The sequence below is a fragment of the Pseudozobellia sp. WGM2 genome (assembly GCF_017810075.1).
Lineage (GTDB): Bacteria > Bacteroidota > Bacteroidia > Flavobacteriales > Flavobacteriaceae > JADNYK01.
In genome coordinates, this window is the sequence record NZ_JADNYK010000008.1 from 133,723 (window position 1) to 150,691 (window position 16,969).

10 protein-coding genes are annotated in these 16,969 nt (G+C 38.7%); 6 read left to right on the forward strand and 4 right to left on the reverse strand.

The genetic code is table 11. The features are described from left to right. Window positions 1-14: 14 nt before the first annotated feature. Genes IV512_RS16915 through IV512_RS16925 form a run of 3 tightly spaced genes read right to left on the reverse strand, consistent with a single transcriptional unit; the run spans window position 15 to window position 2,201 of the window. Window positions 15-1,106, reverse strand: coding sequence for a hypothetical protein (locus IV512_RS16915; protein WP_209405610.1), 1,092 nt, complete (start codon window positions 1,104-1,106; stop codon window positions 15-17). Further along, window positions 1,087-1,644, reverse strand: a complete 558-nt coding sequence (locus IV512_RS16920) for a hypothetical protein (protein WP_209405487.1) — start codon at window positions 1,642-1,644, stop codon at window positions 1,087-1,089. Before IV512_RS16920 ends, IV512_RS16915 begins: the two co-directional genes overlap by 20 nt. Before the next feature lie 2 nt (window positions 1,645-1,646). Continuing rightward, window positions 1,647-2,201 carry an RNA polymerase sigma factor gene (locus IV512_RS16925; RefSeq protein WP_209405489.1) on the reverse strand — a complete coding sequence of 185 codons (555 nt, stop codon included), beginning with the start codon at window positions 2,199-2,201 and terminating at the stop codon, window positions 1,647-1,649. Window positions 2,202-2,534: 333 nt separating this feature from the next. Here IV512_RS16925 and IV512_RS16930 point away from each other — a divergent pair, with 333 nt between their 5' ends. The 3 genes from IV512_RS16930 to cmk all read left to right on the forward strand — a co-directional run bounded on the left by IV512_RS16930 (window position 2,535) and on the right by cmk (window position 11,816). Next, a complete protein-coding gene (locus IV512_RS16930) occupies window positions 2,535-8,438 on the forward strand; it encodes an Ig-like domain-containing protein (protein ID WP_209405491.1) in 5,904 nt (1,967 codons plus the stop codon). Between the two features lie 232 nt (window positions 8,439-8,670). Beyond that, window positions 8,671-11,121, forward strand: a complete 2,451-nt coding sequence (gene lon / locus IV512_RS16935; protein WP_209405612.1) for an endopeptidase La — start codon at window positions 8,671-8,673, stop codon at window positions 11,119-11,121. Then, the gene (cmk, locus tag IV512_RS16940) at window positions 11,121-11,816 is read left to right on the forward strand and encodes a (d)CMP kinase (RefSeq protein WP_209405493.1); all 696 of its coding nucleotides are present in this window, start codon (window positions 11,121-11,123) and stop codon (window positions 11,814-11,816) included. The genes lon and cmk overlap by 1 nt, the downstream gene beginning before the upstream one ends. Before the next feature lie 51 nt (window positions 11,817-11,867). Here cmk and IV512_RS16945 read toward each other — a convergent pair whose 3' ends face one another. Continuing rightward, a complete protein-coding gene (locus tag IV512_RS16945; protein WP_209405495.1) occupies window positions 11,868-12,248 on the reverse strand; it encodes a LysM peptidoglycan-binding domain-containing protein in 381 nt (126 codons plus the stop codon). A 217-nt stretch (window positions 12,249-12,465) separates the two neighbouring features. On the opposite strand from IV512_RS16945, the gene IV512_RS16950 reads away from it, so the two are divergent. The 3 genes from IV512_RS16950 to pyrR all read left to right on the forward strand — a co-directional run bounded on the left by IV512_RS16950 (window position 12,466) and on the right by pyrR (window position 16,969). Continuing rightward, window positions 12,466-14,118: a hypothetical protein gene (locus IV512_RS16950; protein ID WP_209405497.1), complete on the forward strand. Its 1,653-nt coding sequence runs from the start codon at window positions 12,466-12,468 to the stop codon at window positions 14,116-14,118. Window positions 14,119-14,397: 279 nt separating this feature from the next. Then, the gene (gene rpsA, locus IV512_RS16955; protein WP_209405499.1) at window positions 14,398-16,236 is read left to right on the forward strand and encodes a 30S ribosomal protein S1; all 1,839 of its coding nucleotides are present in this window, start codon (window positions 14,398-14,400) and stop codon (window positions 16,234-16,236) included. Window positions 16,237-16,429: 193 nt separating this feature from the next. Beyond that, window positions 16,430-16,969 carry a bifunctional pyr operon transcriptional regulator/uracil phosphoribosyltransferase PyrR gene (gene pyrR, locus IV512_RS16960; protein ID WP_209405501.1) on the forward strand — a complete coding sequence of 180 codons (540 nt, stop codon included), beginning with the start codon at window positions 16,430-16,432 and terminating at the stop codon, window positions 16,967-16,969.

Below are 16,969 nucleotides of genomic sequence, written 5' to 3' on the forward strand. Positions count from 1 at the left end.
AAACTGATTGATTATTAATTTTGATAAAAAGTTACGTTACCATAATCGCTAGAGATAGTTACTGAATTTCCGCTATTCTCTGAACCATAATGACCTTTGTAATAATTGCTGTTATTTTTCTCTTCGCTTATTTGTATCTGAAAATCATCTTTTCCTTTTACATTGGCATAAGATGTATTGATTTCAAACCCAAAATGATACTGAGGATTATAGCCTATCTTAACTCCGGTATAATCGGTCTTAATTAGTAGGTTGCCCGCATCACGGGCCATTTGTTCTATTTTTAGTGACCCGTAATCAGCGTTTATGTCGATATTACCGTGAACCGTGCCTAGTTGAACGTTAATGTAATCTCCGCTACCATGCACATTTTTAACTTCCTCCACTTCAATTTTTCCATAGTCGCACGAATAATCGAGACTGCCCATTTCACCTATTGTTGAATTGGTATAGTCGGCACTGATTACTAAATCCCCTGCTTTTTCAATTGTAAACCCTGAATAATCCGCAGATATTTTTCCGCTATTTATAAATGCAATAGTGGAGTTTGAGGTATAATCAAAGTTAAGCTGATTGTTACGGCCATGAAGTTCACCAATGGTTAACCGTCCGTAATCACAATTGATTTTTGCGTGGCCATCAATACGGTCTAAACTAATATTTCCATAGTCATTATTAAGATTTACATTGCCCTTTATCGGTAGTTTTATAGTGTAATTTACTTGCATATTAACATTGTTGTTCTTACCCCAATTCCAGCCCCAGCCATTGTTTTTATTATTAAATTCGGTTCGAGCCGAGACCGTACTTCGACTTGCTTCGAAATCTATGGTTATCTCGTTCAATTTTTCCGTTACCTTTTCTTCATTATTGCCGTTGGTCTTGATATGGACTTCGATCATGATTCGATGATCGTTCCAAGAGGTAATATTTAAATTTCCGTAACTATTGTTTACTTCTAGAAGAGCATCTGAATTGACTTCAAATTCTTTTTTGATGGTTTTCTCCTTGGTATACTTTCCCTTTAGCCTATCCTTATTGGCAAGCACCAACACGGGAAGCATGCATACTATTAGTGAGAAATATTTAAATGGTAGTATTTTTATCATAATCCGGTAATTGTTTAATGTTTTCAATTTTATCAAGAACCTCTTGCAAGAGGTCTATTCTTGTTTGGAAATTTTTAATCATTGCGCTGAGAATCAATTTACTATTTCCACCATTGAGAAGGTCATCTTCCAATTGCGTATAATTTTTCTCTAACTTCTCTAATTGTAACATTGCATCTTCGACCAATCTTTTGGTTTCGGGCGAATTTTCTTTTTCTAACTTATCGATTTGTTGCTCGATAAGGCTAGTAAAATAAAATTCTGTTTTTGACACTTCTGGTGATATTTCAGCGACCTGTTCTTCAATAGGTTTTTCAAACGGGAACATAAAAATGCTTAGCGTACCAATTACCAAGATTGCTGCTGCAATATTCATTGGTTTTTGCCAAAATACGGTCCGTTGGCTTAAACCGACAGTTTGTTGGGAAGTATTCAATTTCTCTAAAAATCGATTCTGATGACCGGCGCTCGGTTCTTCACAGTCAAAATCAGACCTGAGTTTATCAAAAAGTTTGTCTAGATTTTTATCTTCCATAATCAAGCGATTAGCATCTTTTTTCTTAAGCTCTCTTTTGCCCTTGAAATAGTCGTTCTGCAATTGGAATAACTGATATTCATTATTTTACTAATTTCCTCATAATCATAACCTTCAATAAGATGTAAGGTCAAAGAAACTCTGTAATTGTCTTTCAATCTATACATGGTCTCCATCACTTTTTGAGCCTTCAGTTCGGTAAACGCATGTTGATCTGTAACGATTTCATCATTATCTTCGACCTTGTACAGTACATCTTCTAGAGCAACTTCATTCTTTTTTTGTTGCTTTCTGTAATAATGGATACTGTTATTTATTACAATGCGTTTTAGCCAAGATCCGAAAGCCACTTCCCCCTTGAACATATGCAGTTTCGTAAATGCGTTCAGAAATGATTCTTGCATAATATCTTCAGCTTGGTCACTCTTTTTTACAATTCTCAATGCCGTATTGTACATGGCCTTATAGTAGCGATTGTAAACTTCGAGTTGTGCGCTCTGTTTCCCTTCAAGACACAGTTGTAATAAAGCGTCAATATGTTCCCTTTTGTGGCTCAAAAAGTGGATGGTTTAGTATAAAGATGAAGAAAGTTAGGCATTGTTACAGTTCTACCTAAATTTCATTGAAAATGAAAGTGGAGTTTGTCGAATTATTCAGCTATTTGAACGACAACGATGTGCTTGGGTTATGTAATAGTTTAGTTTTGTGGTATCCCCCCTCTCATGTTCATTTTTTGATTTTTGGTTTTCAAAGAGACTCTAGCAAATAGGTTTTTGTTAGCAGTCTGTGGTTGTAGAAGTTGAATAGTGTGATACAGATCTTTTAGGAGAAAAGGGAATTGAGGGTAATGGATTCTGGAATTGTTTATAACCTAACCAACTTTTTAAATCATGACCTATACACTAACCACACCTTTTAGGGAAAGATTTCTTCTTTTACTTTGTATTTTTTTAATTTCCTCTGTTCGGATTTATGGCCAAATTTCAGTTACAGGGGTGGAGGTAACCCCTGATATGGGCACGGTTTCGGAGGGCGGTACCTTACAGTTGACGGCCACGGTTGATCCTTCGGATGCGGACGACCCCGGTGTGGCCTGGAGCAGTTCCGACGAGAGCATAGCGACTGTCGACGCTACGGGCCTTGTGACAACGATAGTCCCCGGCACGGCAACGATAACGGCAACGACCAACGACGGTGGTTTTACTGCTAGTTCTATCATAACGGTGGAATCGGCCCCTGTTCCGGTAACGGGTGTCACGGTAACCCCTGATATGGGCACGGTAACGGAAGGCGAGACCCTTCAATTGAGCGCTGTTGTAGAGCCTTCCGATGCCGACGATCCGAGTGTGGTATGGAGCAGTTCCGACGAAAGTGTGGCGACCGTGGATTCGACCGGCCTTGTGACAACGATAGTCCCCGGCACGGCAACGATAACGGCAACGACCAACGACGGTGGTTTTACTGCTGGTTCTATCATAACGGTGGAAGCTGCGCCTGTCCCGGTAACGGGTATCACGGTAACTCCTGAATCCTCGACCGTTACGGAGGGCGGTACGCTGCAATTAACGGCGACAGTGGTGCCTTCCGATGCCGACGATCCGAGTGTAGCCTGGAGCAGTTCGAATGTGGGAATAGCAATGGTAGACTCCCTTGGAGTTGTTACGGCAATTTCCTCCGGTACTGTAACGATAACGGCAACAACAGATGATGGCGGTTTTGTTGACAGTTCGGAAATAACTATTAAACCTCCTTTAAATCATGTAGGTCAATGGAGCGAACCCATTCCATTTGGTATTGTTCCAGTGGCGGTTGCAAACCTTCCTGATGGTAGATTGGTGACTTGGTCTTCAAAATACAAAGATTACTTTGGAGGGGCTGATGGATTTACTTATACAGAATTATTTGACCCTTATATTGGAGCGAATGGTATGGCTTTGGGTGAGAAAATAACTCCTACAAACCATGATATGTTCTGCCCGGGCATTAACAACTTGGGAAATGGTCAATTATTGGTGACAGGAGGGTCGTCGAATGCCAAAAGTACACTTTATGATTATTCTACAGATAACTGGATTGCCACGGATAACATGAATGTGGGCCGTGGTTATCATAGTGGTGTAACTCTATCAGATGGATCTGCTTTTGTAATTGGAGGGTCTTGGAGCGGGGGTCTGGCACCCAGTGGTGAGAAAATTGGTGAAATTTGGCGACAAGAGAGAGGATGGAAAACCTTACCTGGATTGAGAAGTGATTTACTTTTTAATACTTCTGATTTAGCCTTTGAGCAAGAAGGTGTTTATAGAGTAGATAACCATGCTTGGTTATGGGCTGCTCCTAATGGTAAAGTTTTTCACGCTGGCCCAGGTGAGGAAATGCATTGGATAGATGTAAATGGAAGTGGGTCTTATAGCTATGTAGGAAATAGGGCAGATGATACATATTCGATGAAAGGGACTACTGTAATGTTCGATATCGGAAAAATTTTAAAAGTTGGAGGTGCTACCTCATATGCCAGTGGCGATTTAGCTAAAGATAACTCATATGTTATTGACATTAACGATGAAAATAACGTTACTGTCTCACCAACTCAAAATAAATTAAGTTTTTCTCGTACCATGCATAATAGTGTTGTTCTGCCCAACGGAGAAGTTTTAGTAACCGGTGGACTTAACTCCGCTAGAGTGTTTACGGACTATGGAGCGAGACTGGATGCTGAAATTTATAATCCTTCTACTAACCTTTGGAGAACCGTTGTGGGAATGAGTGTGCCGAGAACCTATCACAGTGTATCAATATTGATGTCTGATGGAAAGGTTTTCGTCGGCGGGGGTGGACTTTGCACAACATGTGATAATCATTTGAACGCCGAGATATATAGCCCTCCTTATTTATATGATGATAGCGGTAATCTGGCAGAAAGACCGGTTATAGAGGCTCCAGAAGAGGTGGACTATAATAGTAGCATGACCGTTACGGGAAGTCCAGGTATTGTGGATTTCAATTTGATTAGAATGTCATCATCTACTCATAGTACCAATAATGAACAAAGAAGGGTTCCTTTAGCTTTTAGTGGCAATGGCACTTACACGCTTGCTATACCTGATAGAAATATTATGCCCCCGGGTTATTACATGCTATTTGCTCTAAATGCAGACGGGGTACCTTCAGTTTCAGAACCGGTATTGGTTGGTATGCCCGTTGTTTTGGCTTCAGGGGTATTGCTTTCACATGAAGTATTTGAGCTTAATTCAGGGGAAACAGCTCAATTGATAGCTACCGTAGTTCCCGAAAACACTGAAAACAAGAAAGTTATATGGTCAAGTAATAATCCTGCAATCGCAACTGTATCTGAAAATGGTGAGGTCACAGCACATTCAATGGGAACGGCTATTATAACTGCAACAACTGAAGATGGAGGTTTTACGGCAAAATCTAACATTGTAGTAGATGGTGGCTGTTCTTTTAGTAATATAGCGCTGGGTGCGATTGCAAATCAATCATCCACTTATGGTAATGGTGTGGCTGCAACTGCTATAGACGGAGTAACTTCAGGTAATTCGCCATGGATACCAAATGTACAACATACGGCCAATGAGTTTTCTCCTTGGTGGGAATTAGATTTAGGTTCGACGTATCTTATGGACACCCTATCTATTTATAATAGAGGTGAAGGCCTTGAAATCAGACTTAAAGATTTTTATGTTTTCGTTTCTGAAAAACCTTTTCCTTCTACCGCAACCGTTGAAAGTTTAAGCGATGATAGTTCTCTATCTTCCTATTTTTTTGAAGGAGAGGCCGGACTATTGGAAAAAATAGCTCTTAATAAGGATGGTAGATATGTTCGAATTCAATTGTCAGGGGGTGGTATTTTGCATATGGCCGAAGTAGAGATACAAGGATGCTTCTTGGGTAGTCCTCTTTGTGAAGGGGTGCCTCCACCCGAGATTAGTGCCGTGGAACCATTAATTGAGTCGGATGATGTTCAAAATCTCGTCGCTTATCCTGAGGGGGGTACTTGGTCAGGAGCTAGTAGCGATGGTACTTTTAATCCTTCCATTGGTCCGGGTACTTATGAGGTCACTTATACCTACGATAATGGTGAGGGTTGTGTTCAATCGCATTCTATCGATATTGTTGTTAACAGTGCTTGCTTTGGTATCGATCCACCAACCATAATTTCCAGTGGTCCATATTTAGATACGGATGGCATTCAAATATTGGATGCTTTTCCAGCAGGAGGAACTTGGTCAGGAGCTAGCACGGATGGTACCTTTGATCCAAGTTTGGGGGAGGGGATCTATTCCGTAACCTATACATACGATAATGGAAGCGGTTGTATACAGACAGAAACAGGTGAAATTAGAGTAAATACACTTGGTAGTAGAGGCTGTGTGCTATCAAATATTGCTTTGGCAGGGGAAGCTTCTCAGTCTTCCACATATGGTAATGGAGTGGCTCAACTTGCCGTGGATGGAAATACAGAGGGTTCATCGCCATGGACTGCCGATCTTCAGCATACTAATAATGAAAACAAACCTTGGTGGCAGGTAGACCTAGGTTCTAACAGCGCTATTGAAGAGATACATATTTACAACAGGCAAGGGTTTGAATTTAGGTTGAAAGATTTTTACATTTTTATTTCTAATGAACCTTTCGAAATCAGTGATACTTTAGAATCCCTCTTAACCGATTCCTCCGTAACAAATTTTTATTTTAATGGTGAGGCGTCTATCGAAGAGATAATACCGTTTGATAAAGAAGGTCGTTATGTGAGAATTCAACTTAGCGGAAATAATACCTTGCACATGGCTGAAGTTGAAATAATGGGTTGTTTGTTAGATGCAGAGGCTTGTACTGATGCGGATCCGATCGTTATTGAAAATTATGGCCCCTTTACTTCTGGCCAGTCTCTTCAGAATTTAATAGCAACTCCGGAGGGAGGTACATGGTCTGGAGTAACTACTGATGGCACATTTGATCCCTTAATTGGAGAGGGAATCTATGAAGCTACTTATACCCATGATAATGGTGAAGGTTGTTTGCAATCTCAGACGGTTAGCATTTCAGTAAATGGGCCATGTTTTGGAACAGAACCGATAACTTTTACAGATTACGGGCCATTTTTGGACACAGACGGTGTACAAACGGTAATAGCAAATCCTATTGGTGGAAGTTGGTCTGGAGCCATCACAGATGGTACTTTTGACCCTAGTATTGGCGCCGGTTCATATGAGGCGATATATGCATTTGATAATGGAGAGGGCTGTATCCAAACAGAAACACTTGAAATTATCGTAAACACATTAAGCAATAGAGGATGCATTCTTCAAAACCTAGCTTTAACCGGTTTGGCGGCTCAATCATCGACCTATGGCAATGGGGCTGCAAGTTTGGCTCACGATGGCAATTTGGAAGGGTCTTCTGCATGGAGCGCTGACCTTCAACATACTAATAATGAATATAGGCCGTGGTGGCAAATTGACCTAGGTACGAAAGCTGCAATTGATGAATTGAAAATATACAATAGACAAGGATTGGAATTCAGATTGAATAATTTTTATATATTCCTCTCCGATTACCCAATATCTTCAAGCGCTACCATAGAGTCGCTACAAAATGATTCAGACGTTGTAAACTTCTTCTTTGGTGGGGAGGCGGACACGCAGGAAAATATTTTTGTAAACGGTGAGGGAAGGTATGTAAGAATACAGCTTTCAGGTAGCGGAATATTGCATTTGCCCGAGGTTCAGGTAATGGGATGTACGGTAGATGAATCGAGCTGTGAAAACGAACCTCCTTTGACGTTAGAGGAGTATGGACCATATACGACCGAGGACGAAGTGCAGATTTTAAGTGCCAGTCCAACGGGCGGCGTTTGGTCTGGAGCAACAACAGATGGTACTTTTGATCCAAGTATAGGCCCTGGTATTTATGAAATTACGTATTCCTACGATAATGGTTTAGGGTGTTATCAGTCTAAGTCTATCAATATTGAAGTTAATATTATTGGTAATTCAGGATGTGTTCTTTCCAATGGCGCCTTGAGTAAAAATGTTTTACAGTCATCTACGTATGGAAATGGTCTAGCGACTTATGCCGTAGATGGAAACTTACAGGGGAGTTCACCGTGGACTGCCGATTTACAACATACTACGAACGAATTTAGACCATGGTGGCAGGTAGATTTAGGGGAAGTCCGCGAAATAGAGGAAGTAAAAATATATAATCGTAGCGATGGCCTTCAGTTCAAATTGAAAGACTTTTACGTTTTCGTATCTCAAGAGCCGATTACTGCAGCAAATTCACTTGAAAATCTTATTTCTGATGAAAATGTAGAAAACTATTTTTTTGCTGGCGAAGCAGAGCTAATAGAGGTTATAAAAATTCTTGATTTCGGTAGATATTTACGCATTCAACTTTCAGGAAGTGGAACATTGCACATGGCCGAGGTCGAAGTGATGGGCTGCAGTTTATCAGGTAATGGAAATGCCCTCAAGGTATCGCCTGAGAATTTGTCTAGAATCAATAGATTTGATGAGTTGAAAAGTGTTGAACTTGTTCCGAACCCTACAACGGATTACGTACATATTAATGTGCTATCAGATGAGAATATTACAAGGATTTTGGTTTTTGACATGGAAGGAAGACAAGTGTTGTCTAAAAAGCCAATTAGAGATTCTGTAGATGGGAATGTTGAGACGATAGATGTTTCCTACTTCACAAAAGGAGTATATCAAATTATGATATTCTTAGATAATGGTGATATTGTAAACAGGAATTTAATAAAGAATTAAAACTGGCCAAATTTTATGAAGGAGCCTTGGAAACAGGGCTCTTTTTTATTTATAAATAATTAAACTGGATTAGTTCATCTTCAGTATTGGCACAACAATTGTCTTAATAGGACAGCAAAAAAGCCTTCAACTTGTGTTTAGCCCGTGAAGGCTGGGCTAATCAATGATTAGATATAATTGAATAACTTAGGATTTCTGTTCAGATAATGACAGAATGACTGTAAATGATACTATGGGAGATTCTAAATTTTCAAATTTTGACAATATGTCGTTGCACTCCATCGATGAAGATGCAGAGCTTATACCGTTACTTACCCCAGAGGATGAAGAAGAAATGATCAGCGAAGCGCTTCCTGAAACGCTTCCTATTTTGCCATTGAGAAATACGGTATTGTTTCCTGGGGTAGTAATACCTATTACTGCCGGTAGAGATACCTCTATAAACCTTATTAAAGATGCCAATAATGGTACAAAGGTTATTGGTGTGGTTTCTCAAAAGGATGAGGCTACCGAGAATCCGAAGGTCGGTGATATTAATGTTTTGGGAACGGTAGCTAGAATATTGAGGGTTCTTAAAATGCCCGACGGAAATACCACGGTAATTCTTCAAGGTAAGAAACGTTTTGAGATAGCCGAAATGCTTACAGAGAAGCCATATATGACGGCTACGGTAAGAGAAGTGACCGAAGAAAGAGGTGATCAGCACGGCCAGGAGTTTTTGGCCATAATCGAGTCTATTAAAGAGCTGGCTCTGAAGATTATTCGTGATAATCCGAATATACCAAGCGAGGCCTCTTTTGCCATCAAGAACATACAGAGTAACTCATTTTTAATCAATTTTGTATCCTCGAATTTAAATCTTGATGTTAAGGAGAAACAAGAGTTGCTAGAGATTAATAGCTTGCGCGAACGTGCTTTGGCTACTTTAAAGTATATGAATCTTGAACTTCAAAAGTTGGAGTTGAAGAATGATATTCAGTCCAAAGTAAGAAGTGATCTGGATCAACAGCAGCGTGAGTACTTTCTTCATCAACAGATGAAAACCATTCAAGAAGAACTGGGCGGTGTTTCGCATGATGACGAATTGGTCGAGATGCGTAAAAGGTCCGAGAAGAAAAAATGGAGTGAAAAAGTTGGTGAACATTTTGAGAAAGAGTTGTCCAAAATGCAGCGTATGAATCCGCAGGTGGCAGAATATTCCATCCAAAGAAATTATTTGGATTTATTTTTAGACCTTCCATGGAATGAATTTTCAAAGGATAAATTTGACCTGAAACGTGCGCAACGAATTTTAGACCGAGACCATTATGGTCTTGAAGACGTCAAGAAAAGAATAATTGAATATCTCGCGGTGTTGAAACTCCGTAATGATATGAAGTCACCTATATTGTGCTTATACGGACCTCCAGGTGTCGGAAAAACATCGTTGGGTAAGTCTGTCGCCGAGGCTTTGGGTAGAGAATATGTACGCATGTCATTAGGTGGTTTGCGTGATGAGGCTGAAATTCGCGGACATCGTAAAACATATATCGGGGCAATGCCTGGTAGGGTTGTTCAAAGTCTTAAAAAGGCAGGTACTTCGAATCCGGTTTTTATTCTAGATGAAATCGATAAGTTGGCAAGTAGTCACCAAGGTGATCCTTCTTCTGCCATGCTTGAAGTATTGGATCCAGAACAAAATGGGGAATTCTATGATAATTTCTTAGAGATGGGCTATGATCTTTCTAAGGTCATGTTTATAGCTACCGCAAATAATCTTTCAACTATTCAGCCTGCCTTACGTGATCGAATGGAAATCATTAATGTAACCGGTTATACCATAGAAGAGAAAGTAGAAATCGGCAAGCGCCATCTTTTGCCAAAGCAATTGAAAGAACACGGGTTGACATCAAAACACTTGAAAATCGGGAAACCTCAATTGGAAAAAATCGTTGAGGGTTATACCCGCGAATCGGGTGTGCGTTCGCTTGAAAAGCAAATAGCAAAAATGGTACGGTACGCGGCGACCAACATTGCCACTGAAGAAGAGTACGATATTAAGGTTTCGAATGCCATTATCGAAGATGTTCTCGGGCCTGCGCGCCTAGAGCGTGATAAGTACGAAAATAATGATGTTGCCGGAGTAGTTACCGGACTTGCGTGGACGAGTGTAGGAGGCGATATTCTTTTTATTGAATCGATTTTATCAAAGGGTAAGGGCGCAATGAACATTACCGGAAACTTAGGTAAGGTGATGAAAGAGTCTGCCACCATTGCGCTTGAATATATCAAATCTAATGCCGATAGATTCGGACTCGATTCTGTCGTGTTCGAAAAATACAACGTACACATTCACGTACCGGAAGGTGCTACCCCTAAAGATGGTCCGAGTGCGGGGATTACCATGCTTACATCGCTAGTTTCGCTATTTACCCAGAAAAAGGTCAAAAAGAGTTTGGCTATGACCGGTGAAATTACGCTTCGTGGTAAAGTACTTCCGGTAGGGGGTATAAAAGAAAAAATATTAGCTGCAAAACGAGCGAGAATAAAAGAAATTATTCTCTGTAAAGACAATGAAAAAGACATCTTAGAAATTAAAAAGGAGTACCTTAAGGGTTTAAATTTTCATTACGTAACCGATATGCACGAGGTAATCGATATTGCCATTACCGGTCAAAAAGTGAAGAACGCCAAAAAGTTATAATGCAAAAAATTGCCATTGCCATAGATGGTTATTCATCTACCGGAAAAAGCACCTTGGCCAAACAATTGGCTAAGGCTTTGACCTACAAATATATTGATACTGGGGCAATGTACAGGGCAATTACCCTTTTTGCGATGCGAAATGGTTTTATTGGTAATGGGCGAGAAAGTCTTGAGGCACTCGTAAAATTACTGCCTAATATCACATTAAATTTTGTGCCGAACGAAGAACTCGGTTTTTCTGAAATGTACTTGAACGGTGAAAATGTTGAAAAAGATATTAGAACGTTAGAAGTTTCTAAATATGTGAGTAGAATTGCAGAGATAGGTCAGGTCAGGCATATGCTCGTTGAGATGCAAAAGGAAATGGGCAAAGAAAAAGGTATTGTAATGGACGGCCGTGATATAGGTACCGTTGTTTTTCCCGATGCTGAGTTAAAGGTTTTTATGACTGCATCACCGCAAGCACGTGCCACACGTAGATACAAGGAACTTTTGGATAGGGGCGAGCAAGTGTCTTATCAAGAAGTGTTGGAAAATGTTCAAAAGAGAGATTATATAGATTCTCATAGGGAATTTTCACCTTTGAGAAAAGCTGAAGACGCCATTGAATTTGACAACAGTGATATGGGCTTGGTCGAGCAATTTGACCGTTTACACAGTATCGCTCTTAGATGTCTAGAAAAAGTAACCTAAAAAAGGCCTTCGAAAGAAGGCCTTTTTTGATTTATCATCTTCGAATAGGAACTAAATATTCGGGATTACCAGTTCTTGATCTGGGTGAATAACATCAGGGTTTTTCAAAATACCTGTATTTGCGGAAAAAATTTCTTTATACTTCATCGGATCACCATAGTATTTCTTGGCAATCTTACTAAGAGACTCTCCACTTTTTACGGTATGTCTTGCATATACTGAAGTATCGGCAACAGTAATATTGGCCTTGATATCGCTAGGATTTTCCCCGCCGATTTCCTTAATTTTATCCCATAACAGATTTTTCTCGTATTGGGTGCTCGCTTCTCCTTTTATCTTAAGAACATTGCCTTCTTCTTGTACATCGCCATCTTTGATGCCTAATTCTTCGCCAAGATTTAAAACAGGTTGATATTTTGCTTTTACGCTCATGTTTTTGCTTTTTTAATGGTTAAAATTTCTGTGTTCAAGATAATGATTTTAATGGATTTTTTATGCCTTAATTGAGTTAAGAGCATTTAGATAGTCTGATTCCACTTTTAAAGTGTTGCAACTAAAATTTTATACTTCTTGTCTAAAATTTACTATATCGTTATAAGAAAATTTTTATCCTTGCTCTCAGTTCTTTATTTACGATAAATATTTAACTATGAAGCAGTCCCGATTCGTACTTATTTTTGTGACTTTACTACTGAGCCTGTTTTTAATAAGTTGCGAAGAGGAATCTTTGTCCGCGTTTGACGACTTACAGCCTGACATTGTAGCACCAACCATCGACATAATCGATTTTTCGCCTCTTATTGAAACGGAAACTGAGATTAAATTTAGCATTAAGGATAGTTCGAATGTTTCAACTTCAATTCTATTCAACGGAAAAAGCATATTGGAGTCTGATAACAGAGAGTTAGTTGTAAAAATTGACCCTTTTGAGTATCAGATAGGTGAAGGTCTATTAGAAGTTATTTCAGTTGATGCGGAAGGAAATGAGAAAAGAAAGAACTTTAAAATAGAAATCAAGCATTTACTATTTAAAGTTCCATTCGAAAATATCAGATACCCCAACTTTCATGATAGTTATATTCTACTAAACAATTCCGAAGGAAAATTATTAGAGTATAAAAAAGTAGAGGGAGAAAGTGATATAAGTTTTTATAGTGATGGGCCATTTCTTGGCGAAGAGTTTACGGCAACCCTGTTTTTAGTGCCAAAACAAAAAACTTCAACTGTAATTTATAGGTTATATTCTTTTGGAAATATTACTCATGGAACTATTCTTAAAACAAAATATGAGATTGAACAATTGGAAAATTATAATTTTCAAGAAGATAAAATTGTTAGCAAGAATGTAGAACTTAATTTTTCATTGGAAGCCCCAATTTACTCTAACGCTACAGGTTATTATCTGAATAGATCCTCAGATAGTGCTTATAGGCTAGATTATAGTGAAAATATCGATGATACCTTCTTTTGTTTAAGCGCTATGCCTTTTGAAGGTAGAATAAAGGATGATTATAAGTTTTTGATAATCGATGATTTGAATAAGGTAAATTATGATGAAAACGATTTCAAAAAACCTGAATCGTTTTATAAGGTTGATTTACCAGAGATCATTAGAAATGGTACACATGAAGGATGGTTTAGTCAAAGCATAATTGGATATAGAAATGAATCGGATTATGAAGAAAGAATAGGTCATGGTTTGACTTCGTATGGTAGTTCCATAAATATATTTCAAGACGATTTTTATGTTCCTGTCTTTGATGAATTTGATATCTACGAAATGCATTTAAGTGCATGCGATAGAGAAAATTATCAAATGAGTAGAAAACAATGGGGGTTGGAATATAAAGATTTTCCTAATATGGATTTATTTAGCAACAATGATTCGGTCTTTACGACAGGAACATACAATCATATTCTTTTTAATTTTAGTTCGTTCGGGTCAGATTTTAAAAGTATGATGCAATGGATCTTTTATTTTGAGCCGTCCGATAAAATTGAAGTTCCCTATTATGATTTTGAGTTGCCTGAAGAGCTGAAAGATTTATTAGCAGATGATAACCTTACTACAAACCCGAGGTCTGAGAGCAATCAAACTTCAATATCAGTGAAGTTAGTTCATACAAAGGAAGAGTGGAATTATAAGAAATTGATGTTCGAGTTTTCAAATCACTACGAATCTAGAGGCGAGTGGTTTGTGCTTGAACATTATTTAGAAACTAACGGCGAATCAGATAAATACCCCTTTGATAAAATTCAAGAATACGACCCTTATCGGCAATTCCCTGATTCACGTTTTTAACTGAATTTACGGTTGAAAACTCCCATAAAGTAATAATTTATTTTTTTCCTTAAAATGCTCTAAATGAATATTTTGAACGGATTAAAGGTTTGAAAGTTGCTGAAGTTGAGAAATACATTGATTATGTATTGTTTAAATAGTAATAAAAGAGTATTTTTGCACTCCTTTTTTACAAAGAAAATCAAGAGGGAAAGGGAAGCGAAAAGATAAACTTATAACATCTTCTGCGATAATTGTTTAACTCTTGTGTCGTCGTAGAATACAAATATTGATCAGCAAATGGCTGAAGAAAAAAACACTGTTGAGGTAGAAGAAACTGCCGAAGCAAAACAAGAAGTGAAGCAAGAAATCCCAAAACAAGATCCAAAAGATTTTTTGGAAAATTTTGATTGGGACAAATACGAAGAAGGCATCGAGCGAGTAGACGATTCGAAATTAGAAGAGTTTGAAAAGTTGGTTGCCGAGAACTTTGTTGATACGGCAGATGAAGAAGTCGTAGAAGGTAAGGTTGTGTATTTGACAGACCGTGAGGCTATCATTGATATCAACGCCAAGTCAGAAGGTGTAATCTCGTTGAACGAGTTTAGGTATAACCCTGATTTAAAAGTTGGTGACAAGGTAGAGGTCTTGATCGACATTCGTGAAGATAAAAGTGGCCAGTTGGTACTTTCTCACAGAAAGGCGAGAACTATTATGGCCTGGGATCGTGTAAATGCGGCCCATGATAAAGAAGAAATCGTTAGTGGTTTCGTAAAATGTAGAACTAAAGGTGGTATGATCGTAGATGTTTTTGGCATCGAGGCTTTCTTACCAGGTTCTCAAATTGATGTTAAGCCGATTCGCGATTACGATCAGTATGTTGGTAAGACTATGGAATTCAAAGTGGTTAAAATTAATCACGAATTCAAAAACGTTGTTGTTTCTCATAAAGCCTTGATCGAGGCCGATATTGAAGAGCAGAAGAAAGAAATTATCAGCCAGTTAGAAAAAGGTCAGGTATTGGAAGGTGTTGTTAAAAATATTACTTCTTACGGAGTATTTGTTGACCTTGGTGGTGTTGATGGTTTGGTGCATATTACCGATCTTTCTTGGAGCCGTATCAATCACCCTAACGAAGTGGTTGAATTGGATCAGAAAATTAACGTGGTTATCCTTGACTTTGATGAGAACAAATCTCGTATCCAATTGGGTATGAAGCAGCTAGAGAAGCACCCATGGGATGCTTTGAGCGATGAAATCAAAATCGGAGACAAAGTAAAAGGTAAAGTTGTTGTAATCGCTGATTACGGTGCATTTATCGAAGTTGTCGAAGGTGTTGAAGGTCTTATTCACGTTTCTGAAATGTCTTGGTCTACGCACTTGCGTTCAGCTCAAGATTTCGTTAATGTTGGTGATGAAGTTGAAGCTGTAGTATTAACGTTGGATCGTGAAGACAGAAAGATGTCTCTAGGTATTAAGCAATTGACTCCAGACCCATGGACGGATATTACTACTAAATACCCTGTCGGTTCTAAGCATTCAGGTATTGTTAGAAACTTTACCAACTTCGGTGTCTTTGTTGAGATGGAAGAAGGTATCGATGGTCTTATCTATATCTCCGATCTTTCTTGGACTAAGAAAATCAAGCACCCATCTGAGTTTGTTTCTGTAGGTGATAAAATGGAAGTTGAAGTTCTTGAATTAGACGTCGAAGGTCGTAAGTTGAGCTTGGGTCATAAGCAGACTACTGAGAATCCTTGGGATAAATATGAGAAAGAATTCGCTGAAGGTACTGTTCACAAAGCAGCTATCACAGATGTTGTGGACAAAGGTGCTACAATCGAATTCAATGAAGATATCACTGCTTTCGTTCCTCAACGTCATATGGAGAAAGAAGATGGCAACAAGCTTTCAAAAGGCGAAGAAGCAGAATTCAGAATTATTGAATTCAATAAAGACTTCAAGCGTGTGGTAGCTAGTCATACTGCCATTTTCCGTGAAGAAGAGCAACGTAACGTTAAGGCTGCGCAGAAGAAAGCTGCCGCTGCTGCCGATGAGGCCAAGCCTACTTTAGGTGATGCTAACGAAGCGCTTCAAGCATTGAAAGATAAGATGGAAGCTGGTTCTAAAAAGAAATAAGCTTTCTTTCTTAAAATAGTTAAGGCCCCAACGGTTTTCCGTTGGGGCTTTTTTTATGTTCTGTACCTACCCATAAAGTTGTTTAACTTTCGTATTTATAAGTAGTTAAGAATGGTTATACGCGCCTTTGTACAAACTTTGTAAGTTTCGAGTAGAATTCATTATTTTTGTTCAGCTAAATCAAAAGGGCAGTATGAGTCAAAGAGTACTTCTTTCCGAAAAGGAAATCAATATCATACTACACCGCTTGGCTTGTCAACTTTTAGAAAATCACCTAGACTTTAATGATACGGTGCTTATTGGCATTCAGCCAAGAGGCACATTTGTGGCCAAAAGACTGACTCAAATTCTTAAAGAAGAGTACGGTGTCAAGCATATTGACGTGGGTTTTCTTGATATTACTTTTTATCGAGATGATTTTAGAAGGGGTGATAAGACGTTAGAGGCAACCAAGACTAAAATCGATTTTTTGGTCGAGGATAGAAAGGTGGTTCTAGTTGATGATGTACTCTATACCGGTCGTAGTATTCGAGCCGCTTTAACGGCCATTCAATCTTTCGGTAGACCTTCCGAGATTGAATTGTTAACTCTAATAGACCGTCGATTTAGTAGACATTTGCCCATACAGCCCAATTATAGAGGGCGGCAGGTAGATGCAATTAACGAAGAGAAAGTAAAAGTCCATTGGAAAGAGAATGATGGCGAAGATGTAATTTATCTAATAAGTAAATAA

What these genes read in the sequence shown, in the direction of transcription:
- cmk (WP_209405493.1), top strand. Translation starts at nt 11,121, where the DNA reads ATGCAAAAAATTGCCATTGCCATAGATGGTTATTCATCTACCGGAAAA.
- IV512_RS16945 (WP_209405495.1), bottom strand. Translation starts at nt 12,248, where the DNA reads ATGAGCGTAAAAGCAAAATATCAACCTGTTTTAAATCTTGGCGAAGAA.
- lon (WP_209405612.1), top strand. Translation starts at nt 8,671, where the DNA reads ATGGGAGATTCTAAATTTTCAAATTTTGACAATATGTCGTTGCACTCC.
- rpsA (WP_209405499.1), top strand. Translation starts at nt 14,398, where the DNA reads ATGGCTGAAGAAAAAAACACTGTTGAGGTAGAAGAAACTGCCGAAGCA.
- IV512_RS16920 (WP_209405487.1), bottom strand. Translation starts at nt 1,644, where the DNA reads ATGGAAGATAAAAATCTAGACAAACTTTTTGATAAACTCAGGTCTGAT.
- pyrR (WP_209405501.1), top strand. Translation starts at nt 16,430, where the DNA reads ATGAGTCAAAGAGTACTTCTTTCCGAAAAGGAAATCAATATCATACTA.
- IV512_RS16950 (WP_209405497.1), top strand. Translation starts at nt 12,466, where the DNA reads ATGAAGCAGTCCCGATTCGTACTTATTTTTGTGACTTTACTACTGAGC.
- IV512_RS16930 (WP_209405491.1), top strand. Translation starts at nt 2,535, where the DNA reads ATGACCTATACACTAACCACACCTTTTAGGGAAAGATTTCTTCTTTTA.